The sequence below is a fragment of the Rhizobium sp. BK289 genome (assembly GCF_014193575.1).
GTDB classification, from domain to species: domain Bacteria; phylum Pseudomonadota; class Alphaproteobacteria; order Rhizobiales; family Rhizobiaceae; genus Rhizobium; species Rhizobium tropici_C.
This window is the reverse complement of the sequence record NZ_JACHZO010000001.1, coordinates 642,235-667,719: the sequence shown is the minus strand read 5'-3', so window position 1 is coordinate 667,719 and position 25,485 is coordinate 642,235. Positions and strand designations below refer to the sequence as shown.

The 25,485-nt window shown below is 57.9% G+C and carries 20 protein-coding genes; 4 read left to right on the top strand and 16 right to left on the bottom strand.

The annotated features are described in order from the left end of the window. Positions 1–175 precede the first annotated feature (175 nt). From FHT84_RS03045 to FHT84_RS03015, 7 genes are all read right to left on the bottom strand, one after another. Positions 176–1,231 (bottom strand): hypothetical protein, encoded by a 1,056-nt coding sequence (locus tag FHT84_RS03045; RefSeq protein ID WP_112345008.1) that lies wholly within the window; start codon positions 1,229–1,231, stop codon positions 176–178. 18 nt (positions 1,232–1,249) lie between these two features. Beyond that, a complete protein-coding gene (locus tag FHT84_RS03040; protein WP_245430476.1) occupies positions 1,250–2,575 on the bottom strand; it encodes a glycosyltransferase family 1 protein in 1,326 nt (441 codons plus the stop codon). A gap of 39 nt (positions 2,576–2,614) precedes the next feature. After that, the gene (locus tag FHT84_RS03035) at positions 2,615–3,478 is read right to left on the bottom strand and encodes an FkbM family methyltransferase (RefSeq protein ID WP_112345216.1); all 864 of its coding nucleotides are present in this window, start codon (positions 3,476–3,478) and stop codon (positions 2,615–2,617) included. A 126-nt stretch (positions 3,479–3,604) separates the two neighbouring features. Then, positions 3,605–4,777 (bottom strand): polysaccharide biosynthesis/export family protein, encoded by a 1,173-nt coding sequence (locus tag FHT84_RS03030; protein WP_183760849.1) that lies wholly within the window; start codon positions 4,775–4,777, stop codon positions 3,605–3,607. A gap of 57 nt (positions 4,778–4,834) precedes the next feature. Further along, positions 4,835–5,620, bottom strand: a complete 786-nt coding sequence (locus FHT84_RS03025) for an AraC family transcriptional regulator (RefSeq protein WP_245430475.1) — start codon at positions 5,618–5,620, stop codon at positions 4,835–4,837. 879 nt (positions 5,621–6,499) lie between these two features. Beyond that, a complete protein-coding gene (locus tag FHT84_RS03020) occupies positions 6,500–7,234 on the bottom strand; it encodes an ATP-binding cassette domain-containing protein (RefSeq protein ID WP_210260432.1) in 735 nt (244 codons plus the stop codon). After that, positions 7,231–8,436: a Wzz/FepE/Etk N-terminal domain-containing protein gene (locus FHT84_RS03015; protein ID WP_112345004.1), complete on the bottom strand. Its 1,206-nt coding sequence runs from the start codon at positions 8,434–8,436 to the stop codon at positions 7,231–7,233. Before FHT84_RS03015 ends, FHT84_RS03020 begins: the two co-directional genes overlap by 4 nt. Before the next feature lie 582 nt (positions 8,437–9,018). Between FHT84_RS03015 and FHT84_RS03010 the strand changes: the two genes are divergently transcribed. The 3 genes from FHT84_RS03010 to FHT84_RS03000 all read left to right on the top strand — a co-directional run bounded on the left by FHT84_RS03010 (position 9,019) and on the right by FHT84_RS03000 (position 13,642). Then, a complete protein-coding gene (locus tag FHT84_RS03010) occupies positions 9,019–11,142 on the top strand; it encodes a capsular polysaccharide biosynthesis protein (RefSeq protein WP_169643210.1) in 2,124 nt (707 codons plus the stop codon). After that, positions 11,142–12,503 (top strand): glycosyltransferase family 1 protein, encoded by a 1,362-nt coding sequence (locus FHT84_RS03005; RefSeq protein ID WP_183760852.1) that lies wholly within the window; start codon positions 11,142–11,144, stop codon positions 12,501–12,503. The genes FHT84_RS03010 and FHT84_RS03005 overlap by 1 nt, the downstream gene beginning before the upstream one ends. An 86-nt stretch (positions 12,504–12,589) precedes the next feature. Further along, positions 12,590–13,642: an FkbM family methyltransferase gene (locus FHT84_RS03000; RefSeq protein WP_113250397.1), complete on the top strand. Its 1,053-nt coding sequence runs from the start codon at positions 12,590–12,592 to the stop codon at positions 13,640–13,642. A 129-nt stretch (positions 13,643–13,771) separates the two neighbouring features. On the opposite strand, the gene FHT84_RS02995 is transcribed toward FHT84_RS03000, so the two are convergent. Continuing rightward, the gene (locus FHT84_RS02995) at positions 13,772–14,581 is read right to left on the bottom strand and encodes an ABC transporter permease (protein ID WP_112344999.1); all 810 of its coding nucleotides are present in this window, start codon (positions 14,579–14,581) and stop codon (positions 13,772–13,774) included. A 164-nt stretch (positions 14,582–14,745) separates the two neighbouring features. On the opposite strand from FHT84_RS02995, the gene FHT84_RS02990 reads away from it, so the two are divergent. Further along, a complete protein-coding gene (locus tag FHT84_RS02990) occupies positions 14,746–15,957 on the top strand; it encodes a capsule biosynthesis protein (RefSeq protein ID WP_112344998.1) in 1,212 nt (403 codons plus the stop codon). 43 nt (positions 15,958–16,000) lie between these two features. Here the strand turns inward: FHT84_RS02990 and FHT84_RS02985 are convergent, their stop codons facing one another. The 8 genes from FHT84_RS02985 to FHT84_RS02950 all read right to left on the bottom strand — a co-directional run bounded on the left by FHT84_RS02985 (position 16,001) and on the right by FHT84_RS02950 (position 25,241). Further along, positions 16,001–16,846: a tetratricopeptide repeat protein gene (locus tag FHT84_RS02985; RefSeq protein ID WP_112344997.1), complete on the bottom strand. Its 846-nt coding sequence runs from the start codon at positions 16,844–16,846 to the stop codon at positions 16,001–16,003. Further along, the gene (locus FHT84_RS02980; RefSeq protein WP_245430474.1) at positions 16,843–17,790 is read right to left on the bottom strand and encodes a hypothetical protein; all 948 of its coding nucleotides are present in this window, start codon (positions 17,788–17,790) and stop codon (positions 16,843–16,845) included. The genes FHT84_RS02985 and FHT84_RS02980 overlap by 4 nt, the downstream gene beginning before the upstream one ends. Positions 17,791–17,797: 7 nt before the next feature. Further along, positions 17,798–20,113, bottom strand: a complete 2,316-nt coding sequence (locus FHT84_RS02975; RefSeq protein ID WP_183760855.1) for a glycosyltransferase — start codon at positions 20,111–20,113, stop codon at positions 17,798–17,800. A 163-nt stretch (positions 20,114–20,276) separates the two neighbouring features. Further along, positions 20,277–21,467 carry a Hint domain-containing protein gene (locus FHT84_RS02970; protein ID WP_113250398.1) on the bottom strand — a complete coding sequence of 397 codons (1,191 nt, stop codon included), beginning with the start codon at positions 21,465–21,467 and terminating at the stop codon, positions 20,277–20,279. Positions 21,468–21,520: 53 nt separating this feature from the next. Then, entirely contained in the window at positions 21,521–22,216 is a 696-nt protein-coding gene (locus FHT84_RS02965; RefSeq protein ID WP_112344993.1) for an outer membrane protein, read from the bottom strand. An 899-nt stretch (positions 22,217–23,115) separates the two neighbouring features. Beyond that, positions 23,116–23,442, bottom strand: coding sequence for a DUF982 domain-containing protein (locus tag FHT84_RS02960; protein ID WP_246698446.1), 327 nt, complete (start codon positions 23,440–23,442; stop codon positions 23,116–23,118). Positions 23,443–24,153: 711 nt separating this feature from the next. Further along, positions 24,154–24,399, bottom strand: a complete 246-nt coding sequence (locus tag FHT84_RS02955) for a helix-turn-helix transcriptional regulator (protein ID WP_112344991.1) — start codon at positions 24,397–24,399, stop codon at positions 24,154–24,156. Positions 24,400–24,707: 308 nt separating this feature from the next. Further along, positions 24,708–25,241, bottom strand: coding sequence for an NUDIX hydrolase (locus FHT84_RS02950; protein WP_113250400.1), 534 nt, complete (start codon positions 25,239–25,241; stop codon positions 24,708–24,710). Positions 25,242–25,485: the final 244 nt, after the last annotated feature.

Sequence of the window (25,485 nt, the reverse complement as noted above, 5' to 3'; positions counted from 1 at the left end):
GGCACCAATACGGAATTTCGGCGCAGGAAACGTTGGTTTACAAAATTCCTGGAGCTGGAAATATTCAGCAATAGAATATTGTTCGGCACAGCAGAATAAGACGGCAATCAAGATACCGTCGCCGGCCGGAAGCATATCTTGGCTCATTGTGTGCGAAGCCAGCACGGCGCTCGGATCAGGCGGCTCGCTGCCACTCGACGCTCCAGGCGGAAAGTCGTCCCTCGATGGCGCCGCTATCCATCATCAGGCGAATTTCGATTGGAGCACGCGGATCGACGACATCGACCGGCACTGCCGCTTCGAATGAACCCGTGCCTTGCGGACAGACCCGCAGCTTCCCCAGCAATTCGGTGGCATGAATTTCTATTGTGAAGATCTGCCCGTAACAGTCCTCGTCCACATCGAAATTGAGTTTGGCATTCCAGTGGCCGATCGGCAGGTGCAGATAAGGGCCATAGATCAGACACCGGGCTCCTCCGGTCAGGTCCACGAGCTCGTCCAGACCCTGCTCCAATCTGTCGCCCGAAAAAAACGTCTCCTGCGGCCAGAAGATGGTGCTGCCCTCCCCCCTCGCCGCATCGAACTGCAACGGGTGAAGAACTTTTCTTGCTGTTTCACGCAGGGACTCGCTGAGCTCGGGCACCTCTTCCTGCGGCGTCAGATATCCCGCGATGACCGCCGCCGCGGCCTCCTCCAGCTCCGGCGCTTCGGCGAGCGACAATTGGCCCGACGGCGCCATGCCGACATGCCGCAGCGCCTTTGCAATTTGCTCCAAAGTCAGATCGGTGCTGAAATGGTCATCGATTTCCCTGAGTAGCCGATCGATGCTGCCCTTTTGACTGACGTCGTTGCGGCGCAGGACTAGTGCTGCGGAGGCGTTCGCAAGCGGCTCCAGACAGGCAAGGCTAGCCGACACGGCCCTGACCAGGCCGATATCCCGTTGTTCGGTGGCGCGTGCGAGATAGGAGACCGCGTCGATGGGATCTTCGAGGAACAGCAGAAAGGGCACGTTGACCCTGAGGATCAGTTCCGACAGCCTGGCTTCCGGAAATTGCGAGACGAGCACGGCATGCATCCCGGATCGGCTCTGGACGTGTCGCTTGAGATCCTCGATCGTGTCGGTTGCGATGATTGCGTAGTCGCCGAAGGCTTCGCGTGCGAGCGCGTGGACGGCGGCCACGCCCCAGGAGGACATGACACCCGGCATACCGAAGGCGAAGAGGATGGTCATATCCACGCGCTCCCGTGATCATCCATTGAAAAGCGTGTCATAGAGCGCGCTCACCTTCTGCTGATACCGATCCGGCGAGAAGCGTGCCGCCTGCCTCGGGCCGGCCTTGGCAAACGAGGCGCATAGCGCATCGTCCTGATCCAGGCTGACGATCGCCTTGCGCATTTCTTCGGTATTGTACGGATCGACCAGAAGCGCGGCATTCCCGGCAATTTCCGGGATGGATCCTTCCGTGGAGCTGAGAACCGGCGTTCCGAGCTGCATGGATTCGAGCACCGGCAGGCCAAAACCTTCGTAGAGCGAAGGAAACAGCACGGCGCGCGCGCCTCTGATCAGGCTTATCAGCAAGGGATAGGAGACGAAGTCGAAGCGCTGGATCTGCCGCTGCGGCAGAATGCGGTCTTCGGCACGAAGATAGAAGCGGAACCGATCATCATCGATGAGCTGCTGCGTTTCCGCGCCCTTCCATCCCGGAGCGCCGACGATGATGAGCGGCTTGTTCGTCTTTGCGGCAAGATAGGCTTCGACCAGCCGCGAGATGTTCTTTTTCGGTTCGAAGGCACCGAAGAAGAGGAAATATTCCTTCCAGTCGAGATGGAAGATGCCGGCTATCTCGTTGGCAACCACATCGGCCGGCTTCGCGCGAAGCTGTTCCGGCACGTGAACCGCCTGATAGGTATTGCTGACCCGCGCCTCGTCGGCGCCGAGAACCTTGATGATATCGGCGCGAGACGTCTCGGACACGGTCACGATGTGATCGGCCCGCCGCACGAGGGACCGAAGCATCTTGTAGTGATAGCGCTTGTCGTCCTCGGTGAGATATGGCAGCCGCAACGGAACCAGATCGTGGATCGTATAGATGTTCAATGCCTTCTTTGCAGCAATCGGCATGGGATAGGTGCAATGCAGAAGATCCGGCTGCGTCTCGAACTTCATGGCAAGATTGTTGCCGTAGCGCTTGAAATGATACCTCGCGAGCTGGAACAGGTCATTGGAGGCGTAAACCATGGCGGAATCGCCGAGCTGCGCTTGAAGCGACTTCAGAATGACGGTTCCGCTCAGCGGAATCGGAACGGGCTTGATGCCGAATGGTGCGGCAACGCGCCGGCGCAGCCACCGCTTTGCAGTGGAAAGCGCGCCCGGTACGCGGGCGCTGGTATCGTCAAATAGCAGCACCTCGCGCAATATCGGATCCTTCGGAACGTTTCCGGGCATTCCGTGGACGACTCCGGTCTGATAGCCCAACGCACGCGCCGTCGACATCAAGCTCCTGGTGTAGGTCGCCACACCGGTGCCCTTCTTCAGCGAAAGATTGAGGCCATCGTAAAGGATCGTCTGGCTCACTCCCGTCTCTCCTTCGCCATCTTGCATCCCTCCCCGTCCTCAGGCCGGCTTGTCGCGGGAAAGGACGAGGAGCGAGTCGTCGGCCCCGTATTTCGAGAGCAGGTCCGTAGAGGCGATAGGGACAGCTTCGCCACTGAAGTCGAGACGCCGAAGCGATCCGTAGATGCCGGCAAGGCGCTCGAGAAAACCGCGCGCATCGGCATAGCGGGCGGGATTGAATTCGACGACAAGCATCGGCTTGTGACGGGCAATGGTCTCGCCCATCCCCTCAAGGATGACTTCTTCGGCCCCTTCGGCGTCGATCTTTATGAAGTCGACGCGCGTGCAGGATGCGCTCAACCGGTCGAGCGTCGTTACCGGGACCTTGATGAGGGCCCCATCCTGGGGATGGGGCAGGAAAGTCTCTGCAACGATCAGCGCGTTCTTCGGTTCGCTATGGGGAACATAGAGGGATGCCTCGCCTGATGCCGCGCTGCCGAGCGCCAGCCTCTCGACCCGCGTCCGTCCGAGCAGTCCGTTCAGCTCGACGCTGTGGCGCAGGAAATCCGCAGCATGCGGGTTGGGTTCGACGGCGATCAGTTCGCCCTTGGCTCCGACGAGCTCGGCCAGCAGAAGTGAGTAATAGCCGAAGTTTGCACCGACATCGATCGCGGTCATGCCGCGCCTGACGTTGCGCGCGCAGAACAGGGTCAGCCAGATTTCCCAGAAACCGTCCAGGAGGACATGGGACCCGAACCCCCTGTCGCGGGTATCGATATAGAGCTTATAGCGGCCGAGCACGCGCACTAGAGCCGTATGGTTCCCGAGATAAGCGCTGCTCACTCGCTGCAAAATAGCAGCCTCGGCCTGATGCCGATCGAAAGCCATCAACTCGTGAAGGTGCAGCAGCGGCGAAGAACTCATCTTATCCCTCTCGATCCGGCCTTGATCCGGCATGCCGGCAATGCAATCTGGAGACCGGACAACATCATGAAACTTCCTCGATTCCCGCAGCTCTCTCGCTGCGGGCACGGCTTTCCAGCGATATCCTCAGTTTGCCGTCGATGCGGCTATGCCGACCGATGCGGCAGACAATGCAGTTCCCGTGACGCCCTGGAAGAGACCCATGAATTTCTGAATATCGATCGAGGAAGCATTGGAAATGTAGATGATGTCGCGCGGCTGAACCTCGAAGCTCTGCATGGCGAGCAGTGTCGAGCCGTTTTTCAGGTTGAACCGATAGACGATCGGGACTGGTCCGCCGCGTCTCAGCAATGGATTGTTCGGTGCGACGATGCGGCGGGCAGTGTCGAGCGGCTCATACCGGAAGAGAAAGATGCCCGAAGCATCGGCACGGGCATCCTGAAGGCCTCCCGCACGTGCCACCGCGTTTGCCATGGTCAGGTGTTGCGCGCTGAAGGGCACTTCGCCATTCTGCGCCGATGCGCCAAGGATCGTATAGGTGGTCGGTTCGCGCATGACGGTGACCACATCGTCAGGCCGCAATCTTATGTTCTCGCGCGGGTTCTGGACAATCGCGGTGAAAGGCATGTGCATCGTCCGGCGTCCCCGCGTCAGATAGACGACGCTGTCGTTGACGCTGGCGCGCAGGCCTCCTGCCGCGGCAATCGCATCGAGTACCCGGTCGCCGGCCGGCGACAGCGCGACACGTGCGCCGCCTGCAACCTCGCCCGTAACTGTGACCGTGTTCGAGGCGCTCTGCTGCACCGTCACCAGCGCTTGCGGCTGCACCGCTTTGCCGGCAAGGCCGGAGATTACGGCGCGCTCGACGGAGGCAGGCGTCCGTCCAGCCGCATTGATGCGTCCCACATAGGGAATGCTGATCGTTCCATCGCTATTGATGGTTTGCGGCGGGATCGTAACGGAACTGCCCGTCGCCTGCTGCTGCCCGGAGGTGCTAGCTGCCATTCCGAACAAGCTTCCAGGCGGGGCCTCCCAAAGGCTGACCGAAACGACATCACCGACGGCGATCTTCAGGCCCGGATCACGCGTACCTTCGCCGAAATAAGCCGCCAGACTGGCCTCCGGCCGCGCGGCGCTCCGGACTATTGCCGTCGATATCACGTCGACCAGCGCAAATGGTGGAACGGTACGCGCCGCCGCCTCCTCCAATATGCGGGAGGCCTTGGGTCCGGCCTCCGGCAATGCACAGCCCGTAAGAACGCAGGCGAGAACACACAATAATCCGAACTTCACCGGCATCGACAATCCTGAACGGCATGGAGGCAGTTTTGATGAGGCATCATTGCTCTGAGCACATTAAGCCGTTCCGGCATCGTCACTGCGCTCACGGGTAAACCGAAGGATCGATGATGGGCTGGAGCCATAGGCGTGCTTGTAGAGAACGGAGAACCGCCCGGGATTGGAAAATTGCAGGCTCATGGCGAGGTCGGTGATGCTCTCGGCCTGGCCGCCCTTGATCGCGCCGTGGGCCGCGGCTAGCCTATAGTTGCACAGGATTCCCATCGGTGTGTCACCGCGATAGGTCTTGAACATGCGTTGCAGTGCGCGCGGGCTGCAGCTTGCGGCCTGGGCAAGGTCTTCCAGCATGATCGCGTTATGCAGGTTGTCCCGCATGAAAGCCTCCGCCCTCAGAAGCTGGCGCGGCGCGCTTTCCAATGTTCCGCGATGGAAGGCATCGGAAAGATTGTGCGGAAGCTTGGCAAACAACTTGACGAGAAGAAGCTCGCTGTAGGCCTTTGCGAGCATCACCCTTTCAGCCGGACGAGCTGTCATGAGATCCTTTTCGGCCTGGCGAAGGGTCTGGTATAGCCCCTGCGCGCCGCCTTGACGGAAACTCACCGGTGCCAGGGCGAATTCCTGCACATAGGGCTTGCCCGTCAATTCCTCGAAGTGCTGCCGGATAACCGATTCCGGAATTTGAAACAGCAGCCAGGAACTTCGCGGCTTTATCTCCAGCCGCTTGCCGGCGCGGTCGCTGATGCTGGCGACATTATTGGCAGGAATGCGCAGCGATTTATGCATCCGCTTGTGATTGATTTCCAACTCGCCTGCCAGGACGAATACGATGCTGACACGCGGCACGTCGTGCTTCGCGATAGCCTCCAGGCCAGCAGAGTGCTCCGCACTTATGATGGACGTCGATTGAACGGGCTGCTTGCTGAATTTAAAGGAGTAATCTCCACTGGCTTCCGACGGAACACCCCATTTCCAGTTTGGTTCAAGTACATCGAGATTGCGAACAATTGCATCACGAGAATACACTTCAAAAGTGCCAACGCATTGTTCGGCAACTTTTTCCAACATCGCCATCCGCTATCCTACTCAATATCTCAGATTGCATATTCGCAATCGCCACCACATGATTTTATCGAGCCAGATTTTTTCCAGCGTTCGTTACGAGGACTTCATGGTCTTGCCCCTTGACCACTCCAAATCGTATGATCATTCATCTTAAGTTGTATTATCTGAAAGTAAATTAGCACGACGAATTTTAGCGCGACAGTACAGATAATGACGGCGTTATACAGATTCCTACACCTCCATGCGCTTGCTCAAATTCAGCCTTCGGACGCGACGCCATCGGACAAAAAAGCTTCTACCCGTATAGCCATTATCCCTGTGATATACCGGTGCTGGTTGCAGAAGTAGTTACTGATTTATGCTCCACACTCACCGCGTAATGGTTGTGATGGGGGCATATGTCGTACGCTGCAGAAATATGTGGCGAGAATCGCCGTAATTTCGAAAGCAATCAAAAACGATTTAATTTCGATTAGCCTAATGTATTGGGTGTTTTGACCGGGCGAACCGACGGGATCCGAGGCGTAACGGCATTGTTTCAATGGCTGACGAGAAGATGAGACAATGCCGGCTGACGGGCTTCCGATACTGTCTCATTTTGCAAAATCTGCGCGTGATGTTTGCCATCGACGCTCGAAAAATACAATCAAAGCGGAAGATCTACAATGTAGAGTAGATTCGAAACGCCGTTTCTATGTCATCGAAGACGCGGCCGCGGCCATTTTTCAGGACGAGTGCCGACTTGCACAAATCGCCGATCACATTGAGGTTATGTCCCACGATGATCATTGAACGATCCTTCCGTTTGACAAAAAGTTCTTCGAAGGAGCGCAGCTGGAAACGTTTGTCGCCAACAGCAAGCACCTCATCGATGAGATAACAGTCGAAATCGATCGCAAGCGACATGCCGAAAGCCAATCGCGCACGCATGCCGGACGAGTATGTCCTGATGGGCATGCGCAAATAGCGACCAAGCTCGCTGAAATCCTCCACCAGATCGCGAATTTCGTCGAATGGCTTGTCGTAGATCCGTGAGAGGAAGCGCATGCAGTCAAAACCGGTCATCGAACCGCCGAAGCCGCCGCTCAGCGCTATCGGCCATGACATCGACATATTGCGCACGACCTTTCCGGACGTCGGCTCCTCTATGCCGGCGATCATCCGGACGAGCGTCGATTTTCCCGCGCCGTTATGACCGAGAACGGCGATCTTCTCGCCGCGGCCAATCTTGAAGGTCACGCCGTCAAGCACGCGGCGCATACGCCCATTCACTTCATATTCCTTGACGAGATCGAATACGCCGACAATGCCATCTTCGTGCCAAGGCGCCTCGACCCTCTGGGCCGCGACTTCCGACGGTGCGAATCGCGCGAGACTGGAAGGAAGACTAGTCATTGCTGAGCCGCATGCTCATAGACCTGGATGACGAAGAAGCGCACGATCCAGAATATGGCGAAGCAGATCGCAAGCAGCAGGAGGAATGACTGGAGGCGCTTCGGATAGAGCGCATGGTCCGGCAAGTTCGGATCGGCAATTCGTTCGAGATAGAGTTGCTGCCGTTGCGCATCGATTTTCGCGTTCTCCAGAGAAGCGGTCGCCGAGGTCAGCATTTTCGCGGCCATTTCCCGCTCCAGCAGCAGCTGTTCGTATTGAGCGATACGCGGCGCCATCGAACCGTCGCTGCCGACGATACGTGCCCGTTCGTCGCTGATCTGCCGCTCCATCGCCGCCACTCGTGCCCTTAGCGCGTCATTCTGCGGGCTCCGCGGGGCTTGCTCGTCAAGCGCGGCAAGGCGTGTCTTGCTGTCGGCCAGATCGTCCGAGAGCCGGGCAATCATGTCGAGCGCCGCGGACGACTGCTTGCCCGGATCGACAAGAGCCTCGCGATTGCGGAAGTCCGTCAGTCTCTTCTGCATGTCGGACAGCCTCACCTGACTGTCATTCACCTCGACCTGCGCATAACGGATCGCGTCCTGCCGGGCGCGATCATTCAGGCGATTGATGAGCTCTTCGGCGTGCTGAACCAGGGCGTTCGCCAGACGATAGGCATCATCGGCCTGAAATGCCCTCACATCCAGCGTCGTCACGCCGCTACCACTGTCGGTATGGACGTTTATGAACCGGAGATAATGCTGAAACAGCTCCTCGCTGTTCGCCTCGCGCCACGGCAGAGGATAGCGGTTGAGAAAGTCCGCCTCGGGTCTGGAGAAAATCTCCTTCAGGCCGTCCTTTTCGACGAGCGCGTCAACGGCCGCACGGGACTTGATGAATTCGGTGACGATATAGCTGTCGTCCTGAGCACGAACGAAGCCGGTGCTCTGGAGGAAGCCGCTCAGCAGGCCTGCCGCATTCCTGTTCGGGCTGCGAACGACGAACTGCGTCTCGGAAACATATTGATCGGCAGATATGAAGGCATAATAGACGCCGCCGAGCAGGCCTGGAATGACGACGATCAGTAACAGCAGCAGCTGGGATCTGATCCATCTCACAATTGAAATCGGCCTGGAGACAGGCCGGCCGGTGGTGATGCCGGACGAGCGCGCCGTTACCAATGTGACGAAATCGACAAAATCCTGGTTATTCTCGATACGGCTCATCTGGGACCATCAATCTCTCGGAGAATGGCCGCAACCATTCAATAGTCATCTTGCCGAAGCTCCGCGCGCATCGCGGCAGACTTCCCATTCCGCCTCTCCCAATCGCCACCCCGCCGAGGCGCATGACGCTCGTGACGGCATTTAGTTTCGCAAGAGATTCACATATATCCTTTGAAAGTCAAATATAATTCTCGGTCTATTTGATATTTAACGTATGATCTCAAGAATAATTTGCCTTCTGTCGCAATTAATACTTTGGCGGCGCGATCCGTATGGCGGGGCGAAATTGCGGCGGTGATAACTGCCATTCAATTCGCCATTTCTCCCTCATTGCTGGCTCAAGGAATTCGGAATGGGAAAGCTTGGAGGCATCTTGAACCCTGTCAGCAATCGTGCCGGGCCGAATCGTCGCGAGCGCCCGTGGCTGCAACGCGCAGCCATGAGATATCGGACTGCCATCCTGCAATTGGCGCTTCCCATCTCTCTCGAACCGATCCCGTTCAGGCAATCGGCCGCAGTCCGGCATTGCAGGTCGCTTCGCCCGGGCGGCCGTGACCGCCTCTAGCTTGCATTGGGGGATCTATGCATTTGGATTCGACGATTTTCTCCCAGGACATGCGGGTCTCGACAACAGATACAGGTGAACGGCCGTCCTGGCTGCCTGTGGCGAACGCACAGCTGCTCGCCTTCCTGGCGACCCGGCGGCGTTTTCCCCTGATCGGTCCGGCGATTTCCGCCTCTCTCAGACCGATCGAGCTGATGGCGGGCGCAGCCGCGGATGGCGTCGTGGGTTGGGGGGATGGGCCGCTCGCCCGGATGGCGCGCCTTTATGCGCGCATTCACCGTCTGCCCTTCTGGACCGTCTCCGGCGGCTTTCTGCAATCGCCTGGCGCAAGCACGGCACCGCCGGTTTCCATCGTCACCGACGATCTCGGAATTCATTTCTCCGCCCACCAGCCGTCACGGCTGGAAACTCTGCTCCAGGCAGGGCCGCGGCATAAAGATATTGGTCGTGCGAGCGATCTGCGGCAACGGATCGTCCGCGAGCGGCTTTGCCAGGACAACCATCTGCCGGAGGGTGCCGTACTCCTTCGCCGAAACCACCGCAGGCGTCTGCTGCTCATCGACCAGGCCATCGGAGATCGATCCATCGAAAGCGCCGGCGCCGATGCCGGTGCCTTCGCAAGGATGTGGGCCGCAGCGCGTGCGGACAGAAATGCTGACATCATCATCAAGTGCCATGCCGATGTCGTGGCGGGCCGTGCCAAAGGTTTTCTTCAACCCTATATCCACACAGGCGGAGTGCAGTTCGTCGACAAGGCCGTCTCCCTGCATTCGATACTGGATCTGGTCGATGAGGTCTGGACCGTGTCGAGCCATCTAGGCCTCGAGGCATTGCTGCGCGAAATACCCGTCGTGACCTTCGGCATGCCTTTCTATGCCGGCTGGGGACTGACCGACGATCGCGCCGAAGGCGCTGCAGCAATTGCAGCGCGCGCCCGGCGGACACGGCATGTCAACATCGACGAATTTGCCGACGCGGCATTCCTTCAATATTCCCGTTATGTCGATCCGGTCTCGCGTCATCCGATCACGGCCGAGCAGGCCGTCGAGCGGCTGCTCGAATGGCGCCACCATGCCCGCTCCCTTTCGGGGCGCTATCTTTGCGTCAACTTCTCGCTTCACAAACGCTCGGTAATGCGTCGTTATCTGAGCAGCCCCAGATCCGAGGTGCGGTTCGCCACCGATCCGACGGCCATGCAGATCCAGAATGCAGACACGATCGTCCTGTGGGGGAATGCCGATCCGCCGGAAGAAAGCCTTCTATGGAAAGGTGGCAAGAGATTGCCGATCATTCGGGTTGAAGACGGCTTCATCCGCTCTTCCGGCCTCGGCAGCTCGCTCGTTCCTCCATCCTCTCTCTGCTTCGACAGGCAAGGCATCTACTTCAATGCCTCTGCCCCGAGCCAGCTCGAAACGATCCTGAACGGGACGAATTTCGATGAGGCGCTCCTCGATCGGGCAAAGCGCCTTCGGCAGGCGATCGTCTCGATGGGCATCACCAAATACAACCTGCCGCCGCAGGCCGCGCCGGACTATCGTGCAAAGGCCAAGGGACGGACGATCGTTCTGGTTGCCGGGCAGGTTCCGAACGACGCCTCCCTGCGCTTCGGTATGCCAAGCCATGCGTCCGACGTCGACCTGCTAAAGGCCGCCCGGCGCGCAAGGCCGAACGCGTTCATTATCTACAAGCAGCATCCCGATCTCCTGGCCAGGAATGAAGGCCGTCACCCGCCTTCATCCCCATCGATGAATGCTGCCGATCTTGTCATCGGCAATGTCGGTTTCGACGATCTCCTGCAGGCGGTCGACGAAGTTCATGTCGCGACATCGTTGATCGGCTTCGAGGCTTTGCTGCGCGAAAAGCCGGTATGGTGCCATGGCCTGCCCTTCTATGCCGGCTGGGGTCTAACCCATGACACCGTCGTATCGCTCCGGCGCAAGCGGCTGTTGAGCCTCGACGCTCTCGTTGCCGGCGCGCTCATCCTCTACCCGCGATACTGGTCGAATATCACCGATCTTCCCTGCGAAGCGGAAGATGTGGTCGCCGAGCTCTATCGCGCCCGCCTGGGGGCGGCTCCCAACCCATCAAAACGGCGCTGGCTTGCGCAAGTCATCCACATGCTTGAGGCGAGAAAATCGTGATGAAGCCGATCGTTATGGATATTTCGCGGCTGATGGAGCGGGCGCATTGCCCGACCCCCACAGGCATAGATCGCTACGAGCTTCACTATGCGCACTGGCTGAACGAGCGCCGCAAGCGTGCCGCTATGACCAATGCTTTGGGGGCACCGCAAGCATCCTGGTTTGTCGAAACGGGGCATCACGGCGCGGTATCCGTTGCCACCGAGCGAGCGGACAAGCTCGTCTCCACGCTTGCCCGCCGCTGGGCGGCGAGCGAAGTATCAACCTCTCAGGCTGCTCTTCTCGATCGCATTTTCGCTGCCATCGACGGCAAGATCCAATGGCAGGCGACCGAGGCTAAGCCCGGCGAAGCTCACACCCGGAAGCTGCGCAAGATCGCGCATGTCGTCGCCAATCATTTTGCCCAGGGGCGGACGCTGCCCGGCAACGCATCCTTCGTCCACGTCTCCCATAGTCGGCTGGAGCGAACATCGGCTTTTTCCTGGCTCGAGCAAACCGGGCGGAACGGCGTTTTTTACGTCCATGATCTCATCCCGCTTTCGCATCCCGAGTTCGTCCGACCGGAAGAGCCGGAGCGTCATCGTCGAAGGATGGCGACGGTGCTGAAGCACGCCTCCCTTGTGCTGTGCAATTCCCAGGTGACGGCACGGGCGTTACGCACCTTCGCCCAGGAGTGCAACAGCGCGCTCCCCTCCATCGCCGTGCTGCCCCCGGGGGTGGAGCAATGCTTTTTGTCTCCCCCCGATGACATTGCTCGCACGCAAATTCCCTATTTCGTGACGATCGGCACCATCGAACCGCGCAAGAATCACATTCTGCTGCTGCGTCTATGGCAGTATCTGGCAGAACGGGACGGCCCTAGGGCACCTCGTCTGGTGATCGTAGGCAAGAGGGGATGGGAAAACAGCCATATTCTGGCAATGCTCGAACGGTGCCCTGCCTTGCCCGGGCTCGTTATCGAAGTACCGGGGTTGGAGGATGCCGCCTTGGCGCGGCTGGTCGCCGGCGCCGCCGCTCTCCTCGCCCCCTCGTTTACCGAGGGTTATGGCATGCCGATCGCCGAAGCGATCGCTCTCGGCACGCCCGTCGTCGCATCCAACATCAGCGCGCATCGCGAGGCTGCAGGCGGACATCCGGCAATTTTCCTCGACCCTCTTGACGGGCTGAGCTGGAAAGCCGCGCTCGACATGATCGCCGCCTCGCCCCGGCACCGAACCAGACCGGGGCGGCCAGGCGGATGGGACACACATTTCGATGACTTGGAGGCACTGATCGAGGCCGATCTTTCCGCCCGGCGCTATGCGGCCCAACGAGCGCCGCGGCGCGTCGAAACGATATCACCATCGGCAATTCTACAATGATCGGACGGGGAATGACGCACGGGAATGCAAGTGAAAATCAACAGCAGAATAAGTTCAAATCGTCAGAACGACGGGGGAGCAGCGACGTGACAAGTTTTTACGACATCGAGAACTGCTACAAATTCATCCTCGGCCGTCCGATAAACGACGACGAGCGCAATGCCATCGGGCAGAACCTGCTGCAGCTGACGGACATTCCGCTGGACGAGCATCGCCGACGCTTTCTCAGTTCCAACGAGTTCCACCAACGCTATAGCGAATTGCTGTTCGACAATTTCGTACCGAAGTCGATTTGCGTTCTCTTTGAAACGCAATACGATTTTAAGCTGTATCTCGATTTGCGCCAGTACCATATTTCCTTCGGAATCATGAGTGGAGAATATGAGAAATTCGACATCGAACTTGTCAAAGCCATTCTGCCCGAAACCGGACAATTCATCGATGTCGGCGGTAATGTCGGATATTACTCGCTTTCCGTCGCGGCCCATCCGACTTTCAAAGGGACGATCCTTGCCTTCGAACCCCTCCCCAGACTTTGGGGTCTGTTCAACCGATCGATCCTGGAGAATGGCTTTGAAAATCGCCTGAGCGTCCGCCAGCTCGCCCTTGCCGATGCACCGGGAGAGCTACAGCTGAGTGATGCCGAGGATACGGTTAATGCCGGCGCGACGCGGCTGGTCATGAATACGGCCGATACCAAAGCCGGCCGCATGGCGAAGGTCGAGACATTGGATCATGTGATCGGCAGTCTGCGGCCTGATGTCATGAAAGTCGACATTGAGGGGGCGGAAGGCCTGTTCCTGAAGGGCGCGCGTGAAACCATATCGGCGCATAGACCCTCGCTGCTTATGGAGATCAATCGCGACGTGCTCGCCGTTCTCTCGAAAACGACGCCCGGCGCAATTCACCGTCAGCTTGCCGAATTCGGTTACGGCATCTGGACCAGCTCACAAAATCAGCTGACCAGGATCGAGACGTCGGACGAGCTCGATCGGAGTTTCCAGATCGGCACGGTCGCGAACATTCTTGCAGTTCATGAAGATCGCGCAGAAAGGGTCGGCGAGCGCCTTCAGCGCCTCGGATTGGCGCTAGCCTCATCCAAGTCCCAAAAGCATCGGCAGCAGGAGATCGCACTCTGAAAACAGCGGCAATTGATCTTGCGACTTCGACCTGAAATGCCCGCGCATCGCGACTTTACATGGAGACCGACAACATTTGCCGTCGATTTCGGCCGCAGTACTGCACCCCCGGATCGGGCCGCCGTCATGTCATTCGAACTTGATGTGATTGCGGGCCATATTCACCAGGAAAAGCCCGACGGCCGTGGTGAAGAGGCAGCATTTCGTGATGTAGCCGATATCGTAGAAAGTCTGCACGGTATCACCGAAGAAGCCGGCTCGGAAAAGTTCGAAGCAGTGGACGGTGGGAACGTAGAGGGCCAGTTTCTGCGGGCCGCTCGGCAGCCAGGCCACCATGAAGAACATGCCGCCGATCGGGAGTGTGAGATACTGGAACGGCGAAACAAATTTCTCCACGAACTCGAAGCGCTCGGAGCCGGCGGCAAAAATCAGCCCTACGGCGAAAGAGAACCATGCCATGAACAGCCAGCCCGCCAGAAGCGGGCCGAGGTCCTGATAAGGCGGTATGATATTCGCGAGACGAGCGACCGTGTAGACGATGATGAGCGCCGCCGTCGTACCCGCCACCTCCAGAAGCCCGCGCGCGATCAGCGCGTCGGCGAGACGGATCTGACGATGATACATCAAGGGCAGATTCTGACGCAGACACGAGACGGCATGGCCGCTTATGTGGCGCCAGAGCGTCAACGGCATGTAGCCGCTCAGGACGAAGGCCGCGATCGTCAATCCATGTGCTTCGTGACGCATCAAGGTCCACATGACCATGACGCCGGCAGTCAGAATCATCGGCTCCAGCGCAAGCCAGAGGAAACCAATGTTTTCCCGCCCATAGCGGATGAGCATTTCACGCATGATGAGTGCGCCGAGCACGCGCGCCTGGATCTTCAAGCCGGTTATAAACTGCGAACGGCCGCGAGCGTTCGTCGATACGTGATGCATGCGGAGGCCTCCTGTTCGCCATCCCATCTCCGTCGGATGGTGGAACAACGATACCGGCGAAGGCCGCTTGCTCAATCTTCATTGCGTCGGGCCTGGACAATTACCGCCCCCGGTGCACAGGCGCCGACAGATAACGGCAGGCAGTCATCAGTGGGAACGCAACCATGGCTCTGATAAATTCCGAAACGCAAAGCAAGAAGGTCGATGCACGGCAGCCTCGGTTGCCTTTCCGCGAGATGATTAAGCGATCGATCATCGGGCCGGCAAAAACGGGAAAGCACCTCAGGCGCTCAACGCGCCTGCGCGTCTACATGCTCGCGGTCGTCGGTCCTACCCTCGTCGTGAGCGCCTATTATGCCTTCATGGCCGCGCCGATCTACGTATCCGAAGCCTCTTTCGTCGTTCGTATGGCGGCTCCGCCATCATCGAACGTCTTCGGTTCGCTGCTGCAGAATAGCGGCATAACCCGCTCACAAGACGACACTTTCTCCGTGCAGGAATATATCCGCTCGCGCCAGGCACTGAAGGAGCTCACCGAGCAGCTTCCCGTGCGCACCATTTTCGGCAGCCGGCAGGCGGATTGGCTGACACGCTTTCCGCGGCCTTGGGAGAACAGCAGCGAGGAGGAGCTCTATAACTATTACTCGAATCGCGTCTCGGTCATCCACAACGATACGACAGGCATCACCGTGTTGCGCACGACAGCCTTCCACGCGCAGGATGCCGTAGATCTGAATATCGCGTTGCTTTCGCTCGGCGGCAAACTGCTCGACCGTTTGAACGACAGAGCCCGCGGCGATGCGGTTCGCTTTGCCGACAATGAGGTACAGGAAGCGCAGCAGCGGGTCATAGATGCGCAGAAAAACATTACGAATTTCAGAAACAAGGAACTGATGATCGATCCCAATGCCAGTTCCCTGTCGATGGTCGACCTCATCACCAACCTGACTGCCGAGCTGGCCAACACGCGCGCTCGCCTTGCCGAGACGCGCAAGACCGCGCCCGACAGCAACGCTATCCCCTTCCTGACCAGCCAGATCGCGGCGCTGGAACAACAGATCGAAAACGAGCGCGCCAAGATGGTCGGATCGGACAAATCCGTTGCGCCCAGGATTGCCGATTATGAAAGTCTTGTCCTGATGCGCGAATTCGCCAACAAGGCGCTCGTCGCCGCCCTTGATTCGCTGGAAGCAGCCAGGGCCGATGCCCGCCGGCAGCAGCTTTATCTTGAGATCGTCGTACCATCGCACCTGCCTGACGAGGCGGAGATGCCTTATGCGCTCAAGAACATCGCCGTGGTTTTCCTGTCATTGAGCCTCGCCTACCTTCTGGGCTGGCTCATGCTGACCGCCGTCAGGGATCACGAAAGTGGTTGATCCAGGCTTTAGTGCAGTATCGGCCGGCAATGGCAACCCGTTATCAATCGGCGTGCCAGAAGCAGGTATAGATTTCCGACATGCAGGCGCGGATCTCCTGCCCGGCGGTCGAGTCCGCGGTAATATGGCCATAGAGGCTGAACTCCGCATCGCGTGCGCGGATGTAATATCGCAGGGCCGCCTCCATATCCCGCATGGCCTTATAGAGATGTCCGGTCTGGATCTCGACATCGATGACCGCCGCTGCATCGAGATTTTGCGCATATTCGCGATAGACCTCATAAAGCTTCAATGCCTCGTCGAAATCGCCGGCCTCCTTAGTCACGTTCGCATAGACGGCAATCAGGTCGATTTCTCCGTCCGTAATCACCAGGTCGCGCAATTTCGCCTGCGCTTGCCCCCAGCGTCTCGACTGAACCAATTCCATGGCATTCTGACGCTTGCGCTCGATATCGACACGCGAAAGCCGTAAACGCGCCGTTTCGAGATGGCCGGTTATTTCAGCGTCGTCCGGTGCGAGCTCATGGGCACGTTCGTACCATTGCAGCGCGGCCTCAGGCTCATGCATTCGATTGTAGAGGTGGCCAAGCTGCAGATGGATATCGATATCGTCCGGCTCCTCCTTCAGGAAGCGCCGGTATGCCTCCAGCGCCGCCTCGAAATCGCCATTCTCCTTGTGAGCATGGCCAAGCTGCACGAACAACGAAATCCGCGCGGGATACTGCTCCACTGCCTGCTGATAGTAAAAGGCTGCAGTCGCCCAATCACGACGGTCGCGCGCTGCGTCGGCCTCCGCAAGGGCATTGACAGGTGTACGGGCATCGGCTGTGCCGGCTCTGGTCTGTCCGACACGCAAAAGCGTCGATGCAAATCGCAGCTCCCTTCTCATGACACATGCCGCATCGAGATGTTTCGCGGGCGCAGCCAGCAGTCTTCGGGTGGCCGCTCATGAATGCGGATACGCAATTCTATGAAACGATGCTCTCTCTTGATAGTCACGCATACGCTTCCCGAGAACGAGCCGACCAGCGTCATGGCCTGCAGAAAATCGAGACCGGAATTGGCGACGACCTCGATATCGAGCTTGGCCTCCTTCGGTTGGATAAGCTCAAGATCCAGCAGCCAGTCGCCTTCCTTGAAACTACGTTTGGGGCCTGTCAGCAGCCAGCCCGGCTGGACGCTCCAGTTGCTGTCGTTGATCTGCGGCGGCTGCCGCAGGAGGTCGGAGCCGATCATCCAGCCGGCATTGTCGACCTCCCGTACGAAGATGATCGTCGCCTGCCCCTCTGAATCGACCAGAAATCCGGAGGGGGTAATGCTCGCACGGGAGGAATCGCCGACATCCCGCGGCTCGCTGTCGCTATCGGGCAGCAACGTATCCCAGTAGGCCGTCTGGCCTTCCCGACGCGCAATGGCGACGATCCGCTTCACGACGGTGGCGCGGGTGACGACGCCGCGCCGGAGATCGAACTCCAGTCCAAGTCGCTCGGCGGACGTCGGATCCCTTCCGCAGATGCGTGAGAAAGCATAGCGTAGAAAGGCCGCGTCGTCCTCTCGTGCAAAACGCACGAAGTTCTCCACCATGGCGAACTGATCCGGTTCCCTCCGAAGTGCCTGCATCAGGGAGGGACCGCTGAGCGCTGACGGAATGGGGCGGCGAGCCTTCAACGCGTCGACGATGCGCAGCCGATTGGTACCGCCGCGAATGGCATTTGCAAGCGAGAGACGGTCATCCGATGTGAGGTCAGATTCCGTCAGATCCAATGCCTTTGCCCAGGCATCGACGAAGGATTCCGCAGGCAGGGAGAACACGTCTTTCGGCAGAATACTCAAGGGCTGTCTATGCAACTCGGCGATGGTCAATATTGCCCCCCAACATCTTTTCGATGGCTGTGACATGCCGCGCGGCGGTGCGCGGATAGGAATACCAATGGGCTGCCTGGCTGCGATCGCGATCCAGCATCGACAGCAACGCGGGATTTTGCGCGAGGCTCAGCAATGCCTCCGCTATGCACTCTATCTCGGTGTTTTTGACGACATGGCTGATCGGCCACAGGTCCCGCAGGACCGGCGAGCGGGAGCACAGCAGGGGGCGATTGACGCTCATTGCGATGCGCGCCGCCCCGGTCGCCGTCTCGGTCGAATGACCATACAGGAACGAAAGCAGGTCGCACGTCATCAATTCACGACGCAATTCTCCTTCCGGAATGAAATCGAAACGCGCCGTGACCTTCTCGGATATTCCAAGATACTCGATCAGGTTTTCGATCACGGCGCGCGTTGCCCGGGATTCGTCGTTCGCAACCATGCAGTTGAACAGTTTCAGATGCAGTCGAGGCTCGTAGTTCAATGCCTCCGCGAAGGCCAATACGAGACGGTCGATGTTCTTGTGCGGCATCAGGAACCCGAAGGAACCGATCGTAAAACGCGACAGGTCTGGTCCTGGCGCATCTTCCGGCTCAGAAAGAACGCCATGCGGCAAGACGATCGGGTTCAAATGCCCTGAAGCCGAAAGCGCTGCCGCATCTTCCGCCGAATGCACGAAGACCATGTCGAATGCGCGGGTCCAGTCGAGCGTGCCGCCTCGCAAGGCCTCCTTTACGCTGTGCATGGTCAGCACGCGCAGTCGATGAGCCGTGGCGGAGATCGGCTGGATCAACAGCTCCATGTCCGCCGTCGAAAAATGTCCCGGATGATGCTGCATCCATAAGACATCGCCTCGCCCCTGCTCCAATCGCCCCGCCAGGCGCTTGAGCGAAGCGAGGTCATAGCCCCATAGCCTCGATATGCTGCGGGGAATGTTATCGACGATGTTCGAAGGCGTTTCCGGCAAGGCATCGTCCATGATCCGCCGTGCAAAGACGTGGTCAAGCCTGCCCGCGAAGGCCGGTGTGGCGTACAGATGCTGAGAATAGGTAGCGATGCCGCATTGTTGCTGCCAGGAGGAAATGAGATCCATCGTCCAGTCACGCCGCGCTTCGGCAGCGGTAGGGGCGGGTTTGGCAAGGGCAGCCAGCGTGCGGACGGCAACTGACCTCCAGCTGAAATGTGTCTTCAGAAGGGCCTTTGCTTTCTCCGCTCGGCTGGTGGCTTCAGCGGGACGATCAAGCACCGCGCGCATCTGCGAGCCCAGGTGTTCCACCGATGGTTCTGCCCATAGGCTGTGGGAGCCCGCTACATGAGCCTGGGATGCGGACATGTGGCAATCGACCAGCCAGGCCGTATCGGGGCGGCAGAAATCGAGCTGGCCGCTATAGTTCGTGGTCACGACTGGAACGTCGAGCAGCATGGCTTCGGCCAAAGGCAGGCCAAAACCCTCTCCCCTGCTGGGTGCTACCAGCATCGCGGCGGAACGATAAAGCGCGCTCAGCTGGCTGGCATCATAGTGCTGTTCGATGATGTTTATGGGCGGCGCGTCGGCAAGTCTGTTGCGTTTTTCCGCAAGGATCGATGCCAGTACGTTGTTTGGGTTCGGAAACGTCTTGATCACCAGTTCGACCGGTTCATCCGCGCGGAAAGTGCTCAGGAATGCCTCGATCAGGACATCGACACCTTTGCGTGGAAAACAGGAAGAGACATGCAGGATGCGCCGACGTCCGTTTTCCGGCGGCGGCGAAACATCATTCATGGTGTCGGACAAATGATCGCAGCCGGTGCCAATTACCTCAACCGGTATGGTAATTCCGGATCGCTCGAAGCTGTCGTGAATGAAATTCGAGATTACCGTCACGAGGTTAAGATCGCGATTGAAGCGATCCACCAGATATTGAGGGAATTCAAGCTCTTCCCAGGCAAAGGCGATATAGGCGTTCTGCCGCCCGACCATGTCGTGGGTTGCCGGCGGCCAGGTATTTCGCAAATGAATGTCGAAGGTCTCTTTGAACGGATAGTCATCGCGCATGCGGCGCATGACGTCCGTGGCCGCTGAAAGGTTTGCGTCACCCTGCCAGTCTTCCTCGGCGGTGTGGCAGGTCAGATTGACGCCCAAATCTATGAGCGCCTGCGCGAGATGACGATTGACGATCGCCAGACTGTAGTCGCCCTTGAAAACGCCGTCATAGAAAACAGTCTTGCCGGCAAATCTCTCGATCAAAGACCGTTCGTCTATGCGCCCCGCGTCGAGCGGATAGGGCGAAACAGCATCGTCATGGTGCATCCATTACTCCCAGGCACTGGAGACAAACAAATGAGCGATATGGCAAACGGGCAAACTCGTGGACGCATCACTGATACGGATGACGAGAATGCCGGCTTGCGCTTATCGCCTGCTTCAGCTCCGGGCAGCCGTCGCCGTCCGGAGCTTGCTGCTCGGCTGTATGTCAGGATGCCTGAGCTTCTCGGACGAAATAGCCCATTTCCTCGGCCCGCTTTTCAAGAGACGCGCGCGCCTGTTCAAGCACCTTGCCCGCATAGACCGGAGGATAGCACCAGTCATTCCAGGTCCGCGTCGCCGCATCGGCAAGAGAGCCGAACCGCAATACGCCCGGCTCGAGGAAGGAAAGACGCCCACCAAGATCGAGATAGGTTTCGGTCTGTGCTCCCTCGGCAAGGACGATCGCATGCTGCTCCAACTCGATATGGAAATATTCGAATGGGGCCAGCGTCGCCTCCTGCGTGATCGTCGAGCCGTTGATGAGGAACTTGGCCGGGATCAGCGATTCTTCCAGGAACATGCAATGATCGGGAGAGACATAGAGATCGCGAGCGGGAATATTTTCCGCGATAGCGCCCGCCTGGATACGGATCGGGAGCGTGTCGCGGGGCTTGTCGATCGCCTTGGGATCAATCCGGCGACGGCCGACCCATTTGATCTCAGCCACACCCTTGTGAGTGACGACGAGATCGCCGACCCGCAGATCCTCGACCGGAATATTATCTTCCGGCGTCCGGATGAGTGTGCCGCGCAGAAAGCAGCTCGTAAACGTCAGCGTATCTGTGCTGGGGTCGTAGGTATAAGTGACGCCCGCCGGGATCGTATAGGAGCCGAGCGGGCTCAGGATACCCAACGCGCCGTAAAAGGTGACGGTATTGCCGGACTGCTGGACCGAGTTTGAACCCACGATTTCGATCCTGTCGCCGCTCTGAACGTTCGTGACATTCGGTGGCGTCGAAATGTTCAAATTGACGAGACCGGGATCGTATGAGAACAAGCCGGTGCCATTGGCATTGGCAAAGTCCACGGTGACGCCGTTCAGCAAACCGACGTTGAGCGCACTGGCTTCGACGTTAATGCTGGAGCCAGCGCCGATCGCATAAGTATAGGTCGAACCGGCTCCGATATTCGCAAGGCCGGCATTGAGCGTCACATTGGCACCGTTGATGGCTTCGATCGTTGTGTTCGAAAGCGCGCCAGTACCAACAAGACTGCTGATATTGACGTCCACGCCATCGACTATGACCGTGCCGTTGGAAACTAGGTTCAGTTGGAGCGTGTCGGACGAGTTACCGGCATTGCTGCTATTGATGGTGGTCGTGCCGCCATTGATTAGATTTACGTCAATCAAAGCCATGCTATTGTCCTCTCTCTTAGGCTAACATTTTGTCTTTCAAGGCAAAATGAGTGTCAGAACTTATAGTTCAAGCCGACACGGATGGCGTGAAAGTCGGGGCTGGCCTTGGTAGAGAGCGCGTCACCGCCCATGTTCTTGCTCCCGAAATCCACATACTGATACTCGAGTTTTGCCGTGATGTGGTCGGTGAAGGCGTGTTCGACACCTGCGCCAACGGTCCAGCCCGCCTTGGTTGCGTCGTCGTCGAAGCTGCCGACGCCGGCTAAAGAGCCCTTGTACTTGATGTGACCGTAGGCAAGACCGCCGGTGCCGTAGATCAGGGTATTGTCAAATGAGTAACCGATGCGGGGACGGACTGTGCCGTACCAGTCGATCTTCGATGAGGCGCTCGCTATATCGCTTCTGAAGGAATCACTGATGTCAGCGCCCTGGAAATCGGCTTCGAGGCCGATCACCCAGTTGGGATCGAACTGATAGTTGTAGCCGATCTGGCCACCGCCGAGGAAACCCGATCCCTCGATCTTGCCAAACCTGCCGAGATAACTCCCGAACGAGTGGAAACCAACATTGTCATTGCCGCCAAAACCACCGCCCGCATTCAAACCGACATAGAAGCCTGTCCATGAAAATACCGGTGCCGTCTCGGCGGGAGCCTCTGGCGGTGTCGAGACGGCAAGATCGGCCGCATAGCCCGCACTTGCCGCAACCATCGTCAGAAGGAAAGCGGTAGATCCCAAAAACTTGCGCATTCGAAAATTCTCCTCGAAGGAATTCACGAGATTCAACATGTAACTGGTGAAAGTCCACGTCGACGCCATAATATAGGCGTGTTTATAGCTGTAAATACGCCATCACTAATATATATTTTCGGAATACATACTTAATTTGTACAGAATTGTCGTAATATGTATTGAAGTATGACTTCATATTTACTTGTGAGTCGCGATGGATTCCTTTGTTGCCATAGACCGCAACGGAAGGGGTCGATTTTACACCGCGTCGTTCCAGCATCCTGGAATCAGGATGCAGCAGTTCGCAACACCCCTTCTCGATCAGAGAAAGCCGATTGTTTGTGAGCACTTAGTGGTGACGCAATCCGATACGCGCTGTCGCTTTCGATATGGACAGACGCCGGACTGATCTGCAGCTTTTTGCTGCTACTGCAGACATCGATCCGCTGCAGTGGGAGGCTCGACGGGGCGGACCCTTGAAGGTACGTCGAGCCTCCCCAACGGCCATCCACCCTATTCGTCATCTTCACTGAGGATCGATCAAAGATCGCTTCGAGCAATCCTGGCGCGAACATAAGGCCGTATCATGCGCCATCGACCGGCCGCTGTGACGTTGCGAAACAAACAAGCAGCCAGGGTTAGGTTATTGCTCACTCTAATGTCGGCTTTCCAAAGTCAGGCGCAATCAGACTTCTCACGTCGTTTCGCGTATGGACGATATGCCAGTAGCAGGCGACATCTTTGCAACTATCGCAACCGCCAAATTGCGATGGTCGGGAGGTTCGGTCGTCTGCAACATGCATCGGCCGGACCTCCTCGTATCCCTATGGCCAATTCCCGTTCGGCCGCCTTTTGAAGAGAACCGCCAAGACGGGCCAATGGGCAGTCGGCATCGCTGAAAAACGGCTGGCCGCTCTTCATTCAGAGTTCACGAGGATGCCAGCCGCCTTGGCGGCCGCGATGAATGCAGATCGAACCTGCTGCGGCGACGCCCTGCCCGCGATGCCGTCTATGCAGATGTGAAGCGCGTCTTCGAATGCCTCTCCATAGCGCACCGGCCATTGTGTCGTCAGGCACTCCACCGCACGCGTGACGGAATCGACAATCTGAACTTCGCCATCGTCGTCGAGGCTGATTTCGATCGGCTCGAACGCAAGATTTCGGAGATTGCCGGAATTTTCGCCGGAGAAATCCTGCCGATCCTGAACGGCAGTTCGTTCGATCCCTGCGTATCTTCTTTTCATGACCAGCTTGCTCAACAACGTCATGTCGCGAGCGATATCATCTGCCTTTGGCGCAGGGCTAGGAGTTCTAGAGGGATTCGAACGAACAAACCGTCCGCCGACATCAGGGCCGGCGCCAAAATTCTTACCATTCCGCCCCATGCCAACTTGCCCTATTTAGCGTCCTCAACCCCAGCCCATCACAGGCCTATGCCGCGATACGTTGCATCGATAAAAGTATTACTATTAGAAATCAACAATTTAACGTGACCAAAGTAGAGCCCCAAAACGAGTTTGACCAGTATCGCTACAACAAAAACCGTGAATATCAGCTATGGAAACGTTCCCTGCTTGCTTTATAGTGTATAATTATGGAAATTTCGCCTAAAGGCTCCATGAACGGATTTCCTTGTGAGCTAAGCTACATGTCCCCGAGCTACATTTCTCAGAGCTACATGGCAGCGGACATGTTCTGATGGCTACTAACCACGCACGGCCAACCGCCTTCATCGGAGCCCGGTAAAAAACATATGCGCTTCGCGGATCTGCGAATTCGACCGGAAAGGCTTTCACGCCAATCCGGATCGCAGAACGAAGGTGGGAAGGAATACGAGAAAATGAACATCGCCCTGCGCTATGTCGTGCGCGGCCATATTGCAAGCGAGCTAGAGGCCGGTGTTCTGCGATTTTCCGCGAGAGAAATGAAGGGGCGCACCGAAGTGCGCCGCTTGTTCAGACGACGAAAAAAGTCGATGGCGGAACCTGCAATGCGGTGGCAATGCGGCGAAGTTTCGCCGAATCCGCTTCTGCACCAGCCTCGATTTCAATGATTTCCTCACTGGTGAGACCACAGGTTTCAGACAGATCGTCAACCGTATAACCGATGGCTTCACGCGCCTGCCGTACGGCAGCTGCGATTTCCCCATGGGGAACGGTAGAAACCTTTGAACTATCGATATTATTCGGAGTAATGGACATGAAATTTCTCCTTCCAAAGTCCGCCGGCCAGCTCGTTGCCGGGTGAAGGCAGCTATTGCAGCCATGAGGCATATCGACCTAAACAGACACGGCCGAACGCTGGGTCAATATAGGCATCAATGCGGCAAGGGCAAGCATGGAAGCGCATAGCTGCCCGTCGTCTGGCTCTCGGCTCATGTCATATTTTAATATTAGGTGATACCGCTGCACGTTACGGTCACAAATAGCCGAGTGCTTCTGGAGACCTAGTTTGCGATCGTTCACAGCCACGAAATCCGATGGGCCAGCACCATCCATGGCCACGAAGGCTACTTTTTGCTTCTTGCCTTGCGTATCTTCCGTTCGGCCGCAAGCAGGAGACCCTTGAGCTCCGGCTCGCGCACGCGATTGGCCGCTTCGGTGAAAGAAACCCATTCGACGCGGCGCTGGCCTCGCTCCGGGAAGTCCTGCAGCACCTGATCGACCTCAAGCAGATGCAGCTCGACGATGCAGGGAACGCGATTGCCGTCGGCAAGCTGCTTCAGATAGGTGAAGTAGCCGAAAGGCTTCTTCTTCACTTTTCCGCGCACGCCGGCCTCCTCATAAGCCTCGATGGCTGCGACCTCATGGGGTTTCTTGCCCTTGATCGGCCAACCCTTCGGAATGACCCAGCGCCCGCTTTCCCGGCTGGTGACGACGAGCATCACGGCATCGTCGCATTCGACTTCTTTCCTATAGCAGATCGCAGCATATTGTTCGTGGACGCGGCCATGAAGCAGCGCATCCGCATGGGAAGCAAGTTCTGACAGGAAACTCTCCGAACGCCTCAAGGCCTTATGCTGCGCTGATATTGAAGACGCCATGCGCAGCTACCCGCGGCAAGGCCGATAGAGGCAAATCCGCCCCAAAACCGGCAAGTGTGCGCTCATAAAATCCGTCTCCGACACGCTGCCTCCTGTCCTGCGGCTCCGTCGAATTACACAACTGTCAGTATGATGCTGTGAGCCGTTGCAGTGACAGTTTTATGAAGCCTGCTGTTGATGAGGACAGTTGCACGGCTTGTTGCGGTCGATACACGAAACTGTGACCGGCCGGCTGCCGGAGCTG